General features: G+C 49.6%; 16 protein-coding genes. 10 read left to right on the top strand and 6 right to left on the bottom strand.

The annotated features are described in order from the left end of the window. Positions 1–63 precede the first annotated feature (63 nt). Positions 64–2,373, top strand: a complete 2,310-nt coding sequence (helD, locus tag A372_RS0124520) for an RNA polymerase recycling motor HelD (protein WP_019423561.1) — start codon at positions 64–66, stop codon at positions 2,371–2,373. Positions 2,374–2,502: 129 nt separating this feature from the next. On the opposite strand, the gene A372_RS34710 is transcribed toward helD, so the two are convergent. The 4 genes from A372_RS34710 to A372_RS34705 form a co-directional block, all read right to left on the bottom strand. Continuing rightward, positions 2,503–2,907 carry a DUF2642 domain-containing protein gene (locus tag A372_RS34710; RefSeq protein WP_083858937.1) on the bottom strand — a complete coding sequence of 135 codons (405 nt, stop codon included), beginning with the start codon at positions 2,905–2,907 and terminating at the stop codon, positions 2,503–2,505. 138 nt (positions 2,908–3,045) lie between these two features. Then, complete coding sequence (locus A372_RS0124510; protein WP_019423559.1) at positions 3,046–3,969, bottom strand: glycine betaine ABC transporter substrate-binding protein; 924 nt, start codon at positions 3,967–3,969, stop codon at positions 3,046–3,048. A gap of 6 nt (positions 3,970–3,975) precedes the next feature. Then, entirely contained in the window at positions 3,976–4,815 is an 840-nt protein-coding gene (locus A372_RS0124505) for an ABC transporter permease (protein WP_019423558.1), read from the bottom strand. Further along, entirely contained in the window at positions 4,796–6,031 is a 1,236-nt protein-coding gene (locus A372_RS34705) for a quaternary amine ABC transporter ATP-binding protein (RefSeq protein WP_019423557.1), read from the bottom strand. Before A372_RS34705 ends, A372_RS0124505 begins: the two co-directional genes overlap by 20 nt. Positions 6,032–6,377: 346 nt before the next feature. On the opposite strand from A372_RS34705, the gene A372_RS0124495 reads away from it, so the two are divergent. Further along, complete coding sequence (locus A372_RS0124495; RefSeq protein WP_019423556.1) at positions 6,378–6,938, top strand: GbsR/MarR family transcriptional regulator; 561 nt, start codon at positions 6,378–6,380, stop codon at positions 6,936–6,938. A gap of 959 nt (positions 6,939–7,897) precedes the next feature. Continuing rightward, on the top strand, positions 7,898–9,094 hold the full coding sequence (locus A372_RS0124485) for a GntR family transcriptional regulator (RefSeq protein WP_019423554.1): 1,197 nt from the start codon (positions 7,898–7,900) through the stop codon (positions 9,092–9,094). Positions 9,095–9,163: 69 nt separating this feature from the next. Here the strand turns inward: A372_RS0124485 and trhA are convergent, their stop codons facing one another. Continuing rightward, on the bottom strand, positions 9,164–9,805 hold the full coding sequence (gene trhA, locus A372_RS0124480; RefSeq protein ID WP_019423553.1) for a PAQR family membrane homeostasis protein TrhA: 642 nt from the start codon (positions 9,803–9,805) through the stop codon (positions 9,164–9,166). Between the two features lie 85 nt (positions 9,806–9,890). On the opposite strand from trhA, the gene A372_RS0124475 reads away from it, so the two are divergent. Further along, on the top strand, positions 9,891–10,145 hold the full coding sequence (locus tag A372_RS0124475) for a hypothetical protein (RefSeq protein WP_019423552.1): 255 nt from the start codon (positions 9,891–9,893) through the stop codon (positions 10,143–10,145). Here the strand turns inward: A372_RS0124475 and A372_RS36690 are convergent. Further along, complete coding sequence (locus tag A372_RS36690) at positions 10,111–10,314, bottom strand: hypothetical protein (RefSeq protein WP_083858936.1); 204 nt, start codon at positions 10,312–10,314, stop codon at positions 10,111–10,113. The genes A372_RS0124475 and A372_RS36690 overlap by 35 nt on opposite strands. Before the next feature lie 161 nt (positions 10,315–10,475). Between A372_RS36690 and A372_RS0124470 the strand changes: the two genes are divergently transcribed. The 6 genes from A372_RS0124470 to A372_RS0124445 all read left to right on the top strand — a co-directional run bounded on the left by A372_RS0124470 (position 10,476) and on the right by A372_RS0124445 (position 17,582). Next, positions 10,476–11,240: a DUF3891 family protein gene (locus A372_RS0124470; protein ID WP_019423551.1), complete on the top strand. Its 765-nt coding sequence runs from the start codon at positions 10,476–10,478 to the stop codon at positions 11,238–11,240. Positions 11,241–11,413: 173 nt separating this feature from the next. After that, a complete protein-coding gene (locus A372_RS0124465; protein ID WP_019423550.1) occupies positions 11,414–11,941 on the top strand; it encodes a hypothetical protein in 528 nt (175 codons plus the stop codon). Positions 11,942–12,080: 139 nt separating this feature from the next. Then, a complete protein-coding gene (locus A372_RS0124460) occupies positions 12,081–12,521 on the top strand; it encodes an Rrf2 family transcriptional regulator (RefSeq protein ID WP_019423549.1) in 441 nt (146 codons plus the stop codon). Positions 12,522–12,630: 109 nt separating this feature from the next. Further along, a complete protein-coding gene (locus tag A372_RS0124455; RefSeq protein WP_019423548.1) occupies positions 12,631–13,398 on the top strand; it encodes a dioxygenase family protein in 768 nt (255 codons plus the stop codon). A 195-nt stretch (positions 13,399–13,593) separates the two neighbouring features. Next, positions 13,594–15,576, top strand: a complete 1,983-nt coding sequence (locus A372_RS0124450) for a GTP-binding protein (protein WP_019423546.1) — start codon at positions 13,594–13,596, stop codon at positions 15,574–15,576. 260 nt (positions 15,577–15,836) lie between these two features. After that, on the top strand, positions 15,837–17,582 hold the full coding sequence (locus tag A372_RS0124445; protein WP_019423545.1) for a methyl-accepting chemotaxis protein: 1,746 nt from the start codon (positions 15,837–15,839) through the stop codon (positions 17,580–17,582). Positions 17,583–17,587: the final 5 nt, after the last annotated feature.

Genomic DNA, 17,587 nt, shown 5'->3' with positions numbered 1-17,587 from the left:
ACAGCCTTTATATATTTTGAAAATTGATTTCGTGTTGCCCAATGGGCAGAAAGGAGTGCCGACGTGCACGGTAAACCTTCTAATATAGATGACGAGCAGCTCTATTTAACGCGCGTGCTGCAGTTGATGGACCGACAGATCGCCGAATTGGAAGCGACCGTTGACGACCGTCAATCCGAAATTGTAGAAATGAAACGCCATTTCTGGGATGAGGTGACCGTCGATAAAGACGAGATGTTCGAAACGTATGTCAGCATCATGCAGCAGGCGAAGGACTTAGCGAGTCATGAGCGCGTTCAAGCGCACGCTGCCAAGTGGATGAACAAACTGCGCAAACATATTGATGCGCCCTATTTCGGACGTGTCGACTTTGTGGAAACGACGGACCCAGAAGTGCTGCCAGTCTATATCGGCCTTATGTCCGTAACGGATGAAGCGAGCGGAGAGCATCTCGTCTACGATTGGCGCACGCCAATTGCGAGCCTCTTCTATGATTATGCCCCTGGGCCAGTCCGCTATCGAACTCCGGCAGACATGATTGAAGGCGAGATGACGTTGAAGCGGCAATATTTGATTCGAGGCGGACGATTGGAAGCCGTGTTCGATACCGGTATTCAGATCGGCGACGATATGCTGCAAGAAATGCTGAGGCGTAGCGCAGATACGAAGATGAAGAGCATAGTCAGCACAATCCAGCGCGAGCAGAATGCGATCATTCGCGATGATGCGCATGATGTGCTCGTCGTGCAAGGTGCGGCAGGCAGCGGAAAGACGTCGGCCGCGATGCAGCGTATTGCCTATTTACTTTATAAATATCGCGACAGCATGAGGTCGGAGCAAATTGTGCTGTTCTCACCCAATGATTTGTTTAACGACTATGTATCCAACATTTTGCCAGAGCTGGGCGAGTCCAATATGACCCAGACAACTTACCAGTCATATATCGAGCATCGCCTTGTGACGGAACGCCGTATTGAGGATATTTATGACCAGAAGGAGCGGCTCATGGGCACTGCTGCGCAATTAGTGGGTGAAGACATCGCCGACATAGAATCGGTAGCTGCATGCTGGAAAGCGTCTGCCTCTTACAAGCTGGTGCTGGATACGTACATGGATTCGCTCAAGCGAGAGGGAATGCGATTCATCCGCTTTGGTACACCAAAACGGACGATCATCTCGGCGGAGCAGCTGGCGGATCAATTTTACGGGCCGCTTGCGGATTGGTCCCTGCCGGCGCGCATTGATAAGCTGAAGGATTGGGTGCTGACCGAGCTGAAGGCTTGGGCGGAACGAGAGGTGAAGCGCGTATATCGCAAGCTGGCAGCCCAGCCTAATTATTTGGGAACGGATGATGAGCTGCGGAGCATGAGCAGGAAGCAGGTCAATAAATGGCTTAAGCTCATGCGCGTGCAAGCCAAGAAGCTGCGGTTTGTCGAATGGGAAGAAATGTACTTGGACCTGATGCGAGGGTTGCCAACCTGGACAGAGCAAGCCGGCGTAACTGTTCAGGAGTCGGGAGCGGCCACGGATCCGATGGCATCGGAGCGATATGCCAATGACATCGGCAAGCGCACGGTGGAACGTTTCGAAGCAGGTGTGATCCCGTTTGAAGATGCTTCACCGCTGTTATATTTAATAGAGAGCGTGGAGGGCTTCGACACATTTAACCATATCCGGCATGTGGTTATGGACGAAGCGCAGGACTATTCGCCGTTCCAGTATGCGCTGCTGAAGCGTTTGTTCCCGCGCAGCCGCTTTACGATATTGGGGGATTGGAACCAAGCGATCTATGAAGCGAACCGCATGAGCTCCATCGCTTCGGTGGAGGAGATGTTTGCGGACAAGCAGGTTGGAGTCATCCGCTTGACGAAGAGCTATCGTTCAACGCTTGATATTATGGAGTTGGCCCGTACTGTTCTGCCATATGGGGAAGAGGCGGAGCCATTCAATCGCGAAGGCGATAAGCCCGAGCTTCATATGCTGTCTGATGAGTCGGAACGAATGCAGTATTTGGATTCTTGCTTGCAGAGGATGAAGGCAGACAAGCTGTTATCGACAGCGATTATTACAAAGGATGAAGCGGCGGCAGAACGCGTGCACGCGCAGCTGCATGCTCTCCATCCGCAGCTGAAGCGTGTATCGAAGCATACGAAGCAGTTCGTATCCGGGCAATGGGTAGTGCCGTCTTACTTGGCAAAAGGCCTTGAATTTGACGCCGTCATCGTCTACGACGCAGAGGAGCAGACCTATGGTGACGAAACGGAACGGAAGCTGTTCTATACGGTATGTACGCGCGCATTGCATCGGTTGTCGTTTCTCTCTGTCGGCCAGCCGACCTCGTTCCTGAATAACTGGTTATCTGCTATAAAATGACAAGAAGCGCCTCGTCAACGTAGTGCACTACATTCTGCCAATGTTGACAGGCGCTTTTCCTATTCAGGCGAGAGGCTGCAGGATGTCAGGGGAAGTCCAGCTTGCTTTCCGCAACGCCCTAGGATTGCATTACATGAAATAGCAGATCTGATCGTACAGCACGTATGCTTTCTTACCATGTGTTCCATGTGTTCCATGTGTTCCATGTGTTCCGTGTGAACCGTGTGTCATGAGTGTAAGATGATCGACGCAGACGTCGCACAGCTTTCCTTCGAGTTTTCCGCATTTGGTCATTACCGCAATGTGATCGCCCAGATGCTCCATGAGTTGTTCCATAAATTTCGGTCTTACATTCGTAACGTTGGTGGAAGGAATCGGCGGAAGAAATGGTACTGGCTTCTTGTGGGCAGCTGGCTTCACCATAGGTTGTTGCACCGGCAGTGTCATCGGCTTGGGACAACATGCATGAGAAGGGTAGTGGTAGCCGCTCACGGCTTGGGGTCCACAGTGGGACGAACGGACATAGCGTGTCATCGGTGGAAATCGCTCCTTTTGGAATGGGATTATGACATGGATAGCATATGCCCTGTTCCGCAGCTGTGCGTGGATGAAAGCCTAGAACAACATGAAAAATCGGGGGCGGCATGCCCCCGATTTTTCATGTTGTTTATTCTATTTTAATAAATCCTCGATCGAATTGATATCCATATACTTCGGCACAACGAGACCAATCTTCGTTCCGTCCAGATTCGGTCCCAAGTCGTCGATCTTGTCTTTAAATTTATCATAGTAATCTTTGTGCGTTGTCGGCAGCCATGCCGCAACGATGGCGTCTACATCGCCGTTGGCGACACCGGTCCACATCGGTCCGGCTTCCACCTGCACGAGATTTACCTTATATCCGAGTTTCTCTTCCAGCACATGCGCGACAACATGCGTGCTTGCGATTTCCGAATCCCATGCGACATATCCTAGTTTTAGCTTCTGGCCTTCGGCAGGCTGGGCGCCGGACACCCACGCTTCAACTTTGTCTCCGTTTGCGCTAACCCATTCCTTAGCTGCTTCTTTTGGATCCTGTCCGTCATGAACGGCAACCATCACTTTCGCCATATCATCTGGTGTCCATTCAAATTGGTCCAACACCTTATAAGCCTCAGGCTGATCTTCCTTCAGACCTGTGCGGGCGATCGTATGGATTTGCTCGTCTCCGCCGTATACGCCTTTTGGATCCTCTAAATATTTCAAATCATATTTGGCGAATTTCCAGTGGGGTGTCCAACCGGTTATAATGATAGGCTCTTCTTTCTTCATCGCTTTAGCCAAAGCGGCGGTCATCGCTGCTCCCGAGCCTTCAATAAGCTTCCAATCCTTCAAGCCGTATTGCTCGATCGCTTGTTCGGTCGCTTGCATAATGCCTGCGCCAGCATCAATGCCGATAATTTTGTAATCGACTTGAGCGCCTACGCTGCCCGTCTTCGTGTCTTCATTCTTTTTGGAGTCTGACGAACCCGATGAATTAGAGCAGGCGGCTAATGTCCATCCGATGACGACGATAAGTCCCAATACCATCCAACGTTTCATTGAGTTATGCTTCATGCACAATCACGCTCCTTGTTTTTGAGTATTGCGTTTCTTCAAGCTATGTTGGGAGAAACGGTCAATAATAATGGCCAGCAATACGACTGCGAGCCCGGCTTCAAAGCCTTGGCCGATCTTGAGCTGCGTCACAGCCCGGTATACTTCAGCCCCGATGCCTTGAGCGCCGATCATCGATGCGATTACGACCATGGACAAAGACAACATAATCGTCTGATTGACACCGGCCATCAAGGTTGGCATAGCTACGGGCAGCTGGACTTTCCACAGTGTCTGCATCGAAGTGGATCCAAAGGCGGAGGCGGCTTCCATCATGTCATGGGGAACTTGCCTAATCCCTAGCTCGGTCAGTCGAATTGTAGGAGGAACTGCAAAGATAACAGAGGCAATAACACCGGGTACAATACCTAAACCGAAGAATGTTACCGCAGGCAGCAAATATACAAATGCTGGCATCGTCTGCATGAAGTCAAGCAGCGGGCGGACGATGCTTGATAATCGGTCCATTTTGCCGCATGCGATTCCTAATGGGATGCCGATGATAACGGACAACAGCGTCGATATAATAACGAGCGCCAACGTGTTCATCGTAGGCTCCCAGTAACCTAGCGCTTCAATAATAAAGAGACCAATGAGCGTCAACAAGGATAAGGACCACCGTCCTACCCAGAACGCCAGTAAAGTTAATATGATAATAAATACATAAGCAGGAGGCCATAAAAATAAGCCGGATATTCCGTCTACGCTGCCTTCAATCCCGGTCGACATCACCTGGAAAAAACCGTCCGCATACGTTGCCAGCCAATCTACGCCCTGCTCGACCCATTCACCGATGTTGAGCCGCATCAGGCTTCACTCCTTCCGTCTCTTCCGCGATGGCGCCGTTCGGCATATTGCCTGCCAGTGCGCCAAGTATGGCTCCGCGCACAATCGCTCCAAGCAGCTTGCCATCCGGATCGACAACTGCAATCGGCAGCTTCACTTCTCCAGACAAAGCAAATAAATCATTTAGTACGATGTCTGGCGAGACTACCGGAATGTCAGTCGTCATAACATCCTGCAGCGATTGTCCACTGCGTGCCGCTTCGCTCGCCTGCTCGGCCGTAACGACTCCTTGAAGAGACTTATCCTTTCCAACGACGAACAACGTGGAAATTCCGATATCCCGCATCAATTGCAGAGCGACACGCGGACCGCGGTCGAGGGATACCGTCTCCGGTCTGCGCATAATATGTGCAGCCGTTAACACTTTAGATAAGTCCACGCCTTCAACGAATCGCTCCACATATTCGTCCGCCGGTTCCATCAGCATTTGCTCCGGCGTTCCGATCTGCACGAGATTGCCATCTTTCAATAAGGCAATGCGGTCTCCGATGCGAAGCGCTTCATCCAAATCATGCGTAATAAAAATAATTGTCTTATGCATCTTTTGCTGCAGGGCAATCAGCTCATCCTGCATGTCGCGGCGTATGAGCGGATCGAGTGCACTGAATGCCTCGTCCATGAGCAATACGTCCGGATCGTTGGCCAAGGCCCTTGCGAGTCCGACACGCTGCTGCATCCCGCCGCTCAATTCGTCGGGATATTTGTCTTCCCATCCGTTCAGACCGACCAGACCGAGGGCTTCGCTTGCTTTCTTGTAACGCTCATCTTTCGGCATGCCTTGAATTTCCAAGCCGTAGGCCGCGTTTTCGAGCACGGTACGATGGGGAAAGAGGGCGAATTTCTGAAATACCATTCCGATCGTTTTGCGTCGGACCTGTCGTAAATCCACATCATTTAGCTTGGAAATATCGCGATCCTTCAACCAAATTTCACCTGCGGTCGGCTCAATCAGCCGATTCAGCATACGTACGAGCGTGGACTTCCCGCTGCCCGACAGTCCCATAATGACGAATATTTCGCCTTCTTCTACCGAGAAGGACACTTGATTGACAGCTACGGTCGCTTGTTTTTCTTTCGCAAGCCGTTCCCTTGACCACCCTTGCTGCAGCAGAGTGAACGCTCTTTGTTCTTGTGTGCCAAATATTTTCGTCACTCCATTGACGTTAATGATGGACACTCGCTTCACCTCTCTTGCGTGTTTGAATAGTGAGAGTAATCACTGCTTCTATTGTATCCCTTGGAAATTTTAGAGAACAACCTTGGAAACAGTTTGTATAATACGTTCAGAAAAAACTGTACAAACTTATCCGTCCATATCCTCCCGTATCCTGAATATTCCTACCTCATTTGGTGCTTTACTTTTCGTTCGGCCTCCCATACAATGTTTGTTGGAACCTTGGAGAAGACTTTTTATCAAGGATTTACAATAGAAATACGCAAGAAATATAAAGTGAGCAGACAGCGGTTTCGAATCGATAGGAGCGGGTTGCATCTTTTACGATTCGGCACAGGAGGATTGGCATATGGCAACGTTCGCACAGTTGACGGAGTACCAGCAGAATATGGTGGAGAAGGCTCGCAATCGTGTCATTGAAGCGATCGGACAAAATATGGATTTGTACGGAATGACGCATTCGACAGGTCATTTATACGGATTGCTGTTTTTTAGCGACCATCCCATGACTTTGGATGAGATGGGAAAAGAAATGGAAATGAGCAAAACAAGCATGAGCACCGGTGTTCGAACGCTTGTCGATATGAAAATGGTGCACAAAGTATGGGAAAAAGGAAAACGCAAAGATTTGTATGAAGTCGAAGCGGATTGGTATCAGACATTTGCCGATTATTTCAGTTTAGAGTGGAGAAAAGCGGTTGAAATGAATCTATTGGCGATACGCCGTTCGATGAGAGAGCTTGAAGGGCTTATGAACGAACATCCGGATGATGACACGCTGGCTGTCATCGTCAGACGGGATTTAACGAAGATGCACGAGGCTGAAGCTTATTATCATTGGTTGGAGCGGTTAATCGAGACGTTTGAAACCGGACAGATTTTTGATTTTGTACCGAAGACTGCGGAATAGAAAACCTGGTTGGAGCGGATAATTCCGCTCTTTTTTTATAATTATTTGAAAGTATAATTCCCCCTTTTACGTTTGAGCATCTCTAAGCTGTCACTCCTGTACACTTTTCCTGTTTCGAATTGCTCTTTTGTCCACTCTCCCAATGAATCAGATTGCGTATTTTGGTTCGGTACTTATTGATCTAACGGGTTATTGGATGGAAAGTGGATGACTAAATGTTCTTTTGGAGCGGGCGACGCAGAACGCGTTTTTTTTCGTGGTCTGAGGTCGAGGCAAGTTGAAGTAAACGCCGTTGGAAAATATACAGTCAAATGTACGGACTCGGCGGCTAAACGGCGTGTGGACTGTAATTTGTCCAATGGATCGGGCTGTTTTCCAGCCATCGGAGCGGAGGGAGTGTCAATCGATTGGATGAACTCCAATGAAACCAACCGTAAAGAGCTCTACGTCGCTGTTTTATTGGATCAAATCCAATGGATGAGACAAGGGGTACCCCAAACTATCCTTCTTGCTTTTTTCGACTTGAGCAGGAGGTAGGCCAGACGAATATCATCGAACACCACTTATGTTGGTCTCCACTGCAAGTACTAACGGCTTGGGCGGTACATATTTGCAAGCTTATTCGGACGAGTACTGCTACCGTTGCAATCTTGAGCTCGAATGCTTATGAGGATGGCAGATTCGGTATTGTTCGCAATTTTCTGAATAATTGGGATAGTGGCCGAAGGGTCTTTATGGCAAACCTTCTCTAGAAGCGCGAGCGGTTTCAAGCAAATATCTTAAATGGACTGTCTGAACAAGGCCCTTCTGCATGAGACGATATAACGAAACTTTAAACGCGGTCGCTCATTTTCGAAAGGGTCGATAGAGATTTTTCTTATGTTTTAACCGCTTTAATATTGTATCTTGTTCGTAAATGATATATTATATATATTAAATTATAATTAAGGATGATTCGGATGAGTTATGATTCTCGTTCCCCGCTCTATATGCAGGTTCATCGCTATATTGAAGAGATGATTCAAAGCGGGAAGCTGCAAAGCAATGACCGTATTCCAACGGAAAAAGAGCTCATGGAGCAATTTCAAGTCAGCCGCATTACCGTAGTGAATGCGCTTGCAGCTCTTGTAAAGGAAGGGTGGATTTATCGCGTTCCTGGTCGCGGCAGCTTCGTGGCGACTAATCTCCCGCAGAGTGCGGGCCTTCGTGAAGAGGAGGAACAGAATGTTCCGAAGATGGCTTCTGCTTCACGTACAACGGGTATCGTGCCAAGAGATGCGGCAGACAGACGGCTGGTTGGTTTTCTTATGCCGACGCTTGATGATTATTTTGCAATTCGTTTAATTAATTCCATTCAGAACACGCTGCAAGAACGAGGCTATTCGATTATCGTCGCGTTCAGTGGCGGGTCTAAAAGCCGCGAAGAGCAGCAAATTCGTGAATTCATTCGAATGGGCGTCAACGGTCTGCTTCTCTTCCCGGTCGATGAGGACACGTATAATGAAGAAATTCTTTCTTTGAAGGTGAGCGGCTTTCCGTTTGTGCTTATCGATCGCTATTTGCCTGGGGTGGAGACACATTACGTCTGCTCTAATAACCGGAAGGGCGCGCAGATGGCGGTGGAGCATTTATGGGAGCTTGGACATCGCGATATTGCGATTTGTACGGATGCATATCGGGAATGTGTGAGTGTGCAGGATCGCATTACAGGATATATGAATGAGTTCGAACGCCGCGGGGCGATGATTAATCCGGCACTTATTTTGACGGACTTCTCGATCCCGGTGGGCACAGAGGCGGATGAATCGGTGCTTGCCCGCTACATGCGGAGCCGGATGGCAAGTGCATATATCGCGCTGCATGGCAAGCTGGGCATGCGCATGGCTCAGATTGCGACACGTATGGGACTTCGCGTACCTGAAGATATTTCGATTGTAACGTTTGACGATCCGGAACATTTTGAAGAACGGGAGACGTTCTTCACCCATGTGTATCAGAATGAAGCGGAAATCGGTCGCCGCGCCGCCACCATTTTGGCCGATATTATGGAACAGGGCGCGCAAGAGGACGGAAGCCGAGACTCGACTTACCAGAAGGTAGTGCTTGAACCGGAACTGGTTGTCCGCCGCTCTACAGCACCATTTCAAGAAACATAGCCGTTCAGGTATATACAACAATCGCCAACCTCTGCCGAAGCGGGGATTGGCGATTACATATCATCGTTATTAAATCTGCACAAGCGACAGCACAGCGAAGAAGTGAGCCGCTGAACCCCCTAGCACGAATAGATGCCAAATCATATGATGAAACGGGAATCCGCGCCACACATAAAATATCGTACCTACCGTATATAGTATGCCTCCCGTCACTAGCAGCGTCAGCCCAGCTGGCGGCATCGCCGCCGAGAGCGGTCCCCATGCCCACACGATGAGCCAGCCCATTCCGATATAGAGAAGCGTCGACATAAAGAGAAAGCGCTTCGTAAAGAACGCCTTGAACACGACCCCGCCGGCGGCGAGCGTCCATACGACGGCAAAGAGCGTCCAGCCGAGCATCTTCGGCAATGCAATGAGAACGAGCGGCGTGTACGTTCCCGCTATAAATAAATAGATGGACGCATGATCGAACGTTTCGAACAGATCCTTGACTTTGCCTTCAGGAAAGCTGTGTACTAAGGTGGAGGATGTGTATAGGAGCAGCATGGAAATTCCGTAAATGATAAAGCTGACGACATGAATTGCGTCACCATATAACGCAGCAAATACGATGAGCAGTGTCAAGGCTGCGACACTGAGCACGACGCCGACGCCATGGGTGATCGCATTGGCGATTTCTTCGCCGCGAGAATAGGTATGCGTGTTGGCCATTGCGTTCTTCCTTTCTTTCCGAGCCATTCTTTATCCTTATTGTATAAGAGTATAAAGTGTCCTGCAAATGAGAGGAGGGTTTCCTATGCACAAATCCGTACTGGGTGTAATTATTGGCTGTTTTACTCTGGTCGCTCTATTTGTTTGCTATTTGCTCGTGGAGGAATTGGCATTTTTGATCGGAATAAGCATTATTGTCGCGTTGCAGAGCGTAATCGTAATGAATGTGTCGGAAAGTGCAAAGCTTGAGCGAGCCGCAGCTAGAAAGGAGCGTGAAGAGAGAATTAGGTGCAACAATAAGCGGGTTATCGAGCAATTAAATGCGGACCAGGAAAAATAAAAACAGCACCGTCGTCTATCCCTTTGCGGCATAGCTTCCGGCGCTGCTCGGCTCTCTTATTCGGTACGATTTGGGTACGCGGTTTGCGCGTCCAGCAATTGCGGATCAATTCCGGATTCATGTGTCCGGCGCGTTCGGCCTTTTGGCGCGATCGTTTCGCTTTGCTCATAATGATCTTCCCCCTATATACTTGTCTCTTCACAGCGTAAATTACAATGTGGAATAAATCAAGGCCATTTGGTCCTGATTCGGTTAATATAGTAAGAAAGCAGTTATTTCAATAGACATAGGAACTGATTCTCTTATCGTAAACATAAGGAGGAGACAAATATGATCATTCGCACAAATGAGCAAGAAATCATATTTATTCAGCAGCATGACCATGGTTTTCTTTCTGGTGAAATGGCGCGCCACTTTAATCCACAGCTGTTGGGACGCACGGAGCGCTTCGAAGATGTCGTATTAGCGGCTTATGAGCATGATCGCAGTTGGATTGGACTTGACAAGACTCCGATCTGGTACGATGCAGAGCAGGTGCCATATACGTTCATGGATTTTCCACTCGCGCTGAAGCTGGCCTTCTACCGGATCGGGCTCGATGAGATTGAAGCGATGAACCCGTATGCAAGCCTGCTGTGCAGTATGCACTTTGCGTCCTTCTTCCATCTGGAGGAGCAGCAGGAAGTGGTTGGGTTCCTGCGCAAAGAACGTGAACGGCAGAAGCGAGTACGAGAACAGCTTGGCGAATTGCCCGAAGATCTTATTCATAGTCACTTCAGGCTGCTGCAATTTTGCGACGATTTGTCGCTGTTCGTGTGTCTTAATAAGCCTGGGGTGAGCAAGGAAGACGAGTTCCCGTGGTATCAGGAAGGCTTCGAACGGACGGAACCGTTCAACCGAGATACAGGCAAGCCTCTCGTTGCGGAGTGGGTGAGCGAGAAAGAAATTCGAGTCGCTCCATTCCCGTTCACGGTGCCGTTTACAACGATATTGAAATACAAGACGGTAGCAAAAGAGAACATCCGCAAGCTAGGTATCGATAAAGCGTATCACGCAGCTTCATGGCTGGAGCAGGAAATTACGTTTGTTCAATAAGTTGAACCTATAAAAGTTGACCCAATAAATTCACCCAGAATGCCAATTTTTTTATCCCTATATTGAAGGAATGCTCATAGGTTGAAACGTCTTATCAGGGACAGAATGGAATAATGTCATTTAATTAAAGAAAATAGAAAAAAGAATTTGAAAGAAAGAAAAGGGTGAATCGTATGATAACAAGAAGAAATGCGGAAGCAAGCGTATTTATCGGATTAGGGCTGCTTCTCGTCTTATTTTCATGGAGCGGCTGGGGGAATTTGCGGCTGAGCGACCCCGGATTTATTTTCGGCTATTTCTGGCCGATTCTATTTGTAATTCCGCTGGGAATTTTGTTTCATGTTATGTATTTCGTCTTTTTGCATAGACGGGCACCAGGGCTGTTAATTCCGGGAGGCATCTTGCTCGTCAGCGGCGTCGTATGTCAGATTTCAATGCTGTTCGACGCCTGGGAGTATATGTGGCCTGGATTTCCTTTGGCCGTCGCATTTGGACTGTTCGAATTTTATTTGCTCGGCATACGCAACAAATGGCTGCTTATTCCGGTTTACATTTTAGGAAGCATGTCCTTGCTTTTTTTCGCTATCTTTTCCTTCGGCGTATTTACGAGCTCTGGCGCCGGCAGCGGTACGCTCGCCTTGCTGTTGATTGTAGCCGGCATTGCGCTGATGTACCGGCGCAAACCTTCATATGAATATTGATGAGGTTCGAAGCGGCAGCGGGCTTGAGTAGTTCAAGCACGATGCCGCTTTTGCTTTGATTGCCCGGACGGAACGATCCGACACGTCTTGACATCCACCTGCGCTGTAACTATAATTGTTACAAGAAAGGGTGAGCAGCATGAAAATTAGCAGCCGCTTTAGTGTAGCCGTTCACATTCTGTCATTGTTGTCACTCGAGCCGAACGCACATCATACATCGGAATGGATGGCGGGCAGTGTTAACACGAATCCAGTCATTATCCGGCGCGTCACGAGCCAGCTGAAGAAGGCAGGCTTGGTGGCAGTTCGTTCGGGAACAGGTGGTGCCACGCTGATGAAGCCGGCAGAGCAGATCTCACTCCTCGACGTGTACCGGGCGGTGGAAGCAGTGGAGGAAGGCGAATTGTTCGGCTTCCATGAGCATCCGAATCCGCAATGTCCAGTCGGCGCCAATATTGAATCGGTGCTGCAGCTCGTAATGCTGCGTGCGCAGACTGCGATGGAGCAGGTGCTGGGGGAAATAACGCTCGACCAACTTTCAGCCGAGTTGAAGCATAAAATAGACGAGAAAATGTGCTAATTTTTTTAATGTAGTTGTAATTGATTTGGTTACAACTAGTTGAAGTTGTTGTGGCTGTTTTATCTGCATTATAACGAGACGAGCACATGAGCAAAAAGGAGAGGAAATGATGGGCAAGTCGATTTTTCTAAGCCACGGATCACCGATGATTGCGGTGGAGAATAATGAATATACCCGCTTTTTGGCGGAACTGGGTGCAAGCTGGACTCCCGAATTTATCGTCATATTTAGTGCCCATTGGGAAAGTGACGACTTGACGATCTCCTACACAAATGAGACATACGAGACGATATATGATTTCTATGGATTCCCAGATGAGCTGTATCGCGTTCAATATCCGGCCCGCGGATCTGAGCAAGCGTCCGCTCGGTTGGAGGAGCTTTTTACCGCCAGTGGGATACAAGTCCAGCGGGATACATCGCGAGGACTTGATCACGGCTCATGGTCGCTGTTAAAGCACATGTATCCGCAAGCGAATATACCGGTCGTCCAAGTATCGGTCAATGCGTATTTGTCAGCTGAGGAGCAGGTGAAGATTGGAGCAGCTTTACGTGAACTCCAGCATGAAGATGTGCTTATCATCGGCAGCGGAGCTTCCGTTCACAATTTGCGCACGTTGAAATGGGGACAAAAGACAGCGGAGACATGGGCTCTTCAATTCGATGATTGGCTCATCGATAAGGTGGAGAGTAAGAAAATGAACGATTTATTTGCTTACCAAGACCTGGCGCCGCATGCTTCATTAGCGGTTCCAAGAGCGGAGCATTTTGTCCCGCTGCTGATCGCATTGGGAAGCTCTAATCCGGACAGCAAGGCCAAAGTGCTGCATCGCAGCTATGATGTAGGAACGCTCAGCTACTTGTGCTTTGAATTTTAAGCAATTGCATATAGCGCACAGGCATATATCTGTCAATGATTGACGATGATGCTTGTGCGTTTTTTTGTGCTGTTAGATCGCGAAGTATCATCAGCTGTGGTTGAACTTGGGCAGAAGTTGCATTATATTCAACAACAGGACTTGATTCAACAAGTGAACAACGAATGAAGACATAGAGCGGCGAGGGGAAGCAGCATGGCTAAAACAACAGTAGTCCGGCGCAATGTGGGCGTGTTCGCCCATGTGGATGCCGGGAAGACGACGACGACCGAGCATATGTTATATGAAAGCGGGCAAATTCGCGCGTTGGGAAGTGTGGATGCGGGAACGGCGCAGACCGATTGGCTTGACGTGGAACGGGAGCGAGGCATATCGGTCCGGGCGGCGACTACGACGTTCCATTGGCGGAATGCAGCTATCAATATGGTTGATACGCCGGGACATGTCGACTTTCTGTCGGAAGTCGAGCGCTCGCTGCATGTCATGGATGGCGCGGTGCTTATCGTGTCGGCGGTGGAAGGGGTGCAGGCGCAGACGGAAATCATCTGGCAAGCGCTTCGCAGCTTAAACATTCCGACAATCATTTATGTAAACAAAATGGATCGCATTGGAGCTGACGCCGACACGGTTCTTCTTGGCATCCGCAAATACTTAACTGCGCATGCCGTTCCGATCCAGTCACCGGCCGGCCGGGAAGACAGCTTCTTGGGCGGACAGGATTTATGGGGAGCGGACCCTTTTGTGCCCGAAGAGGAACGAAAGCAGCTGATCGAAGCTATCGCGGAATGCGATGAAGGTCTATTGGAACGCTATTTAAACGGGGAAAATGTGAACGTTGACGAGTGGAAACTGCATTTGACGGCGCTTACGCACAGATGCGAGTTGTTTCCGGTGCTGTTCGGCGCTTCCAGCAAAGGCATCGGCGTGAGCGCGCTGATGGATGCCGTCGTCGATTATTTACCAGACCCGTCGGGAACGCTAGATGCTCCGCTGTCAGGTATCGTGTTCAAGATTGAACGTGACAAGACGATGGGACGCATGGCCTATGTGCGGCTGTTTAATGGGATTATTCACAATCGGGATGTCGTCTTCAATGATACGCTTGGCGTTGAGGAGAAAGTGACGCAGATTCGCAAAGTCGACGGACACAAGGCCAAGGATACCGGTATGCTGGAAGCGGGAGATATCGCCGCCGTCTGCGGAATGCATCGCGTCCGCATCGGTGACGTGCTTGGCTGTCGCGCAGGGGTGAAGCAGGCTATGCGGCTTGCCGTGCCTCTTCTGAAGGTACAGGTTCACTGGGCGAACGAGCAGGATTATCCGAGAACAGTGGCAGCGCTCCAGGAGCTGGCAGACGAAGATCCGCTATTGGACCTGCAATGGCTGCAGGATGAGCGTGAGCTGCATCTCAAAGTGATGGGGCCAATCCAGCTTGAAATTATGTCCAGCCTGCTGCATACGCGGTTCGGTCTGGACGTGACTTTCGGACAACCTTCAGTCATCTATAAGGAAACGCCGAAGCATGAGGGAGAAGGCTTTATCGCATACACGATGCCGAAGCCATGCTGGGCTGTGCTCCGCTTCAAAATCGAACCGGGCCCATGCGGAAGCGGTCTGCAGTACGACTCGCAGGTTCGTGCCGAGAACTTACTGCCGCAATATCAGAATGAAGTGGCGCGCCGCGTTCCTCAGGCTTTGCAGCAAGGGCTGCACGGCTGGGAAGTCGTCGACCTGAAGGTGACTCTTATCGAAGGGGAACACCATGTATGGCATACGCACCCGCTCGATTTTGCCGTAGCGACGCCGATGGGCATTATGGACGGGCTTGTCAATACGGAAACGAGGCTGCTGGAGCCGATGCTGCAATTCCGCATTACAGTGCCCGAAGAGTTCGGGGGAAAAATAATGAATGATCTTGTGCAAATGCGCGGTGTATTCGAAGCCCCGGTTCCGCATGGCGGGCGGATGACGCTGGAAGGGAGGATGCCGGCGGCCACCTCGTTAGACTATCCGATCAAGCTTGGCTCCATGACGAAAGGGCGCGGCACGATCGCAACCTTTTTTGACAGATATGAACAATGTCCGCCGGACATCTCGGTTACTTGCCCGCGGCGAGGAGTCAATCCGCTCGATCAATCCAAATATATATTAAGCGTCCGCAAGGCGCTGCAATCATGAACTGGCTTCATGTCCCGAATCGGAAGCGGTATGGGTAAGCGTGTCATCTTCTAAAGAGGGGCGCGCTTTTTTTTTTGTAAAGAAAAATTCACATAAAATTTATTTAAAATTTAAATTATCGCTATTCATTTTTGTCGAATATTGACGATATATAGCTGGTAAAATTGCTACTACAGCAGACATACGGTACGTGTACACCGGCGACAACGCAAGGAACAGCCCGTATTCAACCTGCTCATCAGTCAAAAGGGGGCTAATCTATGAGAAACAAAAGTCTGGTATTCAAGTCTGTCGTCGCTATGACGGTGCTTCTCGCTGTCATGTCAGGTGTGTTCACGACCTTCTCTTACATGATGGAACGGAGCATTTACAATGGAGAACTATCTTCTCTCCATACGACCCTTACCAAACAAATCGAACTCGAATGGGAGGGCATCGCCGGAGCGGCCGAGAAGCTAAAATCGTTAGACGCATTGCAATATGTCAAGGATCAGAGTATTGCATGGATACATAATAGCTTGAATGGCATGATTCGGGACAATTTCATCAGCAATACGTATTTGCTCTTTCCCGAAATGATCGAACAGGATGGGAAATCGTATTTGAAATTGCTGCAGGGGAGCCAGTCTTTCATTGACACGGGCATAAAGCCTGGTGACAACTACGAGCTTCCGCCCGAGCTTATTCAAGCGGTTCAGGACATGAAGGAGACGGGCACCGGGCTTAGCGACATGTACGAGGATGAGGATGGGGAATGGATTACCGTCTTTAAACCAATCCAGAACAAACAAAATCAAACCGTAGCGATTTTTGCCGTCGATTTCAATAATGAAACAATTAATGACGACCTGAACGTGATGCTGTGGAAAACGGTTGGAGTCGGAGCGGCTACCGGTGCCGTGTTTATTGCTATTATTGTCTTGCTGATCCGCCGCCTTATCCTGCCGTTGAAGGAATTGTCCGAGCTGTCGAAGCGGGCGGCGAACGGCGATTTGACCGTGACGATCCCGGTCACGTCCAAAGATGAGATTGGCGTTCTGTCAGACAACTTCAATGTGATGATGACCCACATTAAGCAGCTTGTTGCGAATGTAAAGTCTACGGCGGACCATGTGGCTGAATCGTCAGATCAACTATCGATTATCGCGGAGCAAACGGCTCAGTCGAGTCATGAAATATCCGGCTCCATTCAGGAAGTCGCCTCCGGCTCGGAGACACAGCTGCAGGGTGCGGAAGAGAGCAAAGCGGCGATGTCGGAAATCGCGATCGGCATTCAACGGATCGCCGAATCAACTGCGACGGTGTCAGAGCTCAGCCTTGAGGCAGCAGGTGCGGCGCAGCAAGGTAATGAAGTCGTGCAGCAGACGATGAAGCAGATGAATCATATCAACAACTCTGTCCACCGTTCCGTGGAGATTACGAAGTCGTTAACCGAACAATCGAAGCAGATTGAACAGGTTGTTGGCATTATCGGCAATGTAGCGACGCAGACGAATCTGTTGGCGCTCAATGCTTCCATAGAGGCGGCGCGAGCGGGCGAGCACGGACGGGGCTTCGGTGTGGTTGCGCAAGAAGTGCGGCAGCTAGCCGAACAAACGAAGGCTTCGACAGAGCAAATCGCCGAAATGCTCCATTCCGTCGTGAAGTATACGAGACAGTTGGCGGAAGCGATGGAAAACAGCGCGATTGAGGTGCAGGAAGGGGCGAAAATCGTTCAGGTCGCAGGCGATAACTTTCAACTGTTATGGACATCTGTGCAAGATGTTACTGAACAGGTTCAAGAAGTGTCTGCCGCAGCTCAAGAAATGTCCGCTGGCAGTGAAGAGGTGGCGGCTTCCCTTGAGAATCTGGCGGAAATTGCAAGAAGCTCATCAGAAAGTTCGCAGAGCGTGGCCGCTTCGTCCGAAGAACAATTGGCAATCGTCGAAGAGATTTCGGATTCTGCAGTCGTGTTGAATCGGAAAATGAAGGAATTGCAAGAAGAGCTGCGCAAGTTTACTTTGTAGTGATG

It is taken from the genome of Paenibacillus sp. OSY-SE, assembly GCF_000283315.1.
In the GTDB taxonomy this organism is placed as follows: Bacteria; Bacillota; Bacilli; order Paenibacillales; family Paenibacillaceae; genus Paenibacillus_B; species Paenibacillus_B profundus.
Note: the sequence above shows the minus strand (reverse complement) of the source record. Positions and strands in the feature narration are given on the sequence as shown.

Bases quoted from the DNA above. Each gene is read 5' to 3' on its own strand.
- A372_RS34710 (WP_083858937.1), bottom strand. From the start codon at position 2,907: ATGACACGCTATGTCCGTTCGTCCCACTGTGGACCCCAAGCCGTGAGC.
- A372_RS0124510 (WP_019423559.1), bottom strand. From the start codon at position 3,969: ATGAAGCATAACTCAATGAAACGTTGGATGGTATTGGGACTTATCGTC.
- A372_RS0124505 (WP_019423558.1), bottom strand. From the start codon at position 4,815: ATGCGGCTCAACATCGGTGAATGGGTCGAGCAGGGCGTAGATTGGCTG.
- A372_RS0124495 (WP_019423556.1), top strand. From the start codon at position 6,378: ATGGCAACGTTCGCACAGTTGACGGAGTACCAGCAGAATATGGTGGAG.
- A372_RS0124485 (WP_019423554.1), top strand. From the start codon at position 7,898: ATGAGTTATGATTCTCGTTCCCCGCTCTATATGCAGGTTCATCGCTAT.
- trhA (WP_019423553.1), bottom strand. From the start codon at position 9,805: ATGGCCAACACGCATACCTATTCTCGCGGCGAAGAAATCGCCAATGCG.
- A372_RS0124475 (WP_019423552.1), top strand. From the start codon at position 9,891: ATGCACAAATCCGTACTGGGTGTAATTATTGGCTGTTTTACTCTGGTC.
- A372_RS36690 (WP_083858936.1), bottom strand. From the start codon at position 10,314: ATGAGCAAAGCGAAACGATCGCGCCAAAAGGCCGAACGCGCCGGACAC.
- A372_RS0124470 (WP_019423551.1), top strand. From the start codon at position 10,476: ATGATCATTCGCACAAATGAGCAAGAAATCATATTTATTCAGCAGCAT.
- A372_RS0124465 (WP_019423550.1), top strand. From the start codon at position 11,414: ATGATAACAAGAAGAAATGCGGAAGCAAGCGTATTTATCGGATTAGGG.
- A372_RS0124460 (WP_019423549.1), top strand. From the start codon at position 12,081: ATGAAAATTAGCAGCCGCTTTAGTGTAGCCGTTCACATTCTGTCATTG.
- A372_RS0124455 (WP_019423548.1), top strand. From the start codon at position 12,631: ATGGGCAAGTCGATTTTTCTAAGCCACGGATCACCGATGATTGCGGTG.
- A372_RS0124450 (WP_019423546.1), top strand. From the start codon at position 13,594: ATGGCTAAAACAACAGTAGTCCGGCGCAATGTGGGCGTGTTCGCCCAT.
- A372_RS0124445 (WP_019423545.1), top strand. From the start codon at position 15,837: ATGAGAAACAAAAGTCTGGTATTCAAGTCTGTCGTCGCTATGACGGTG.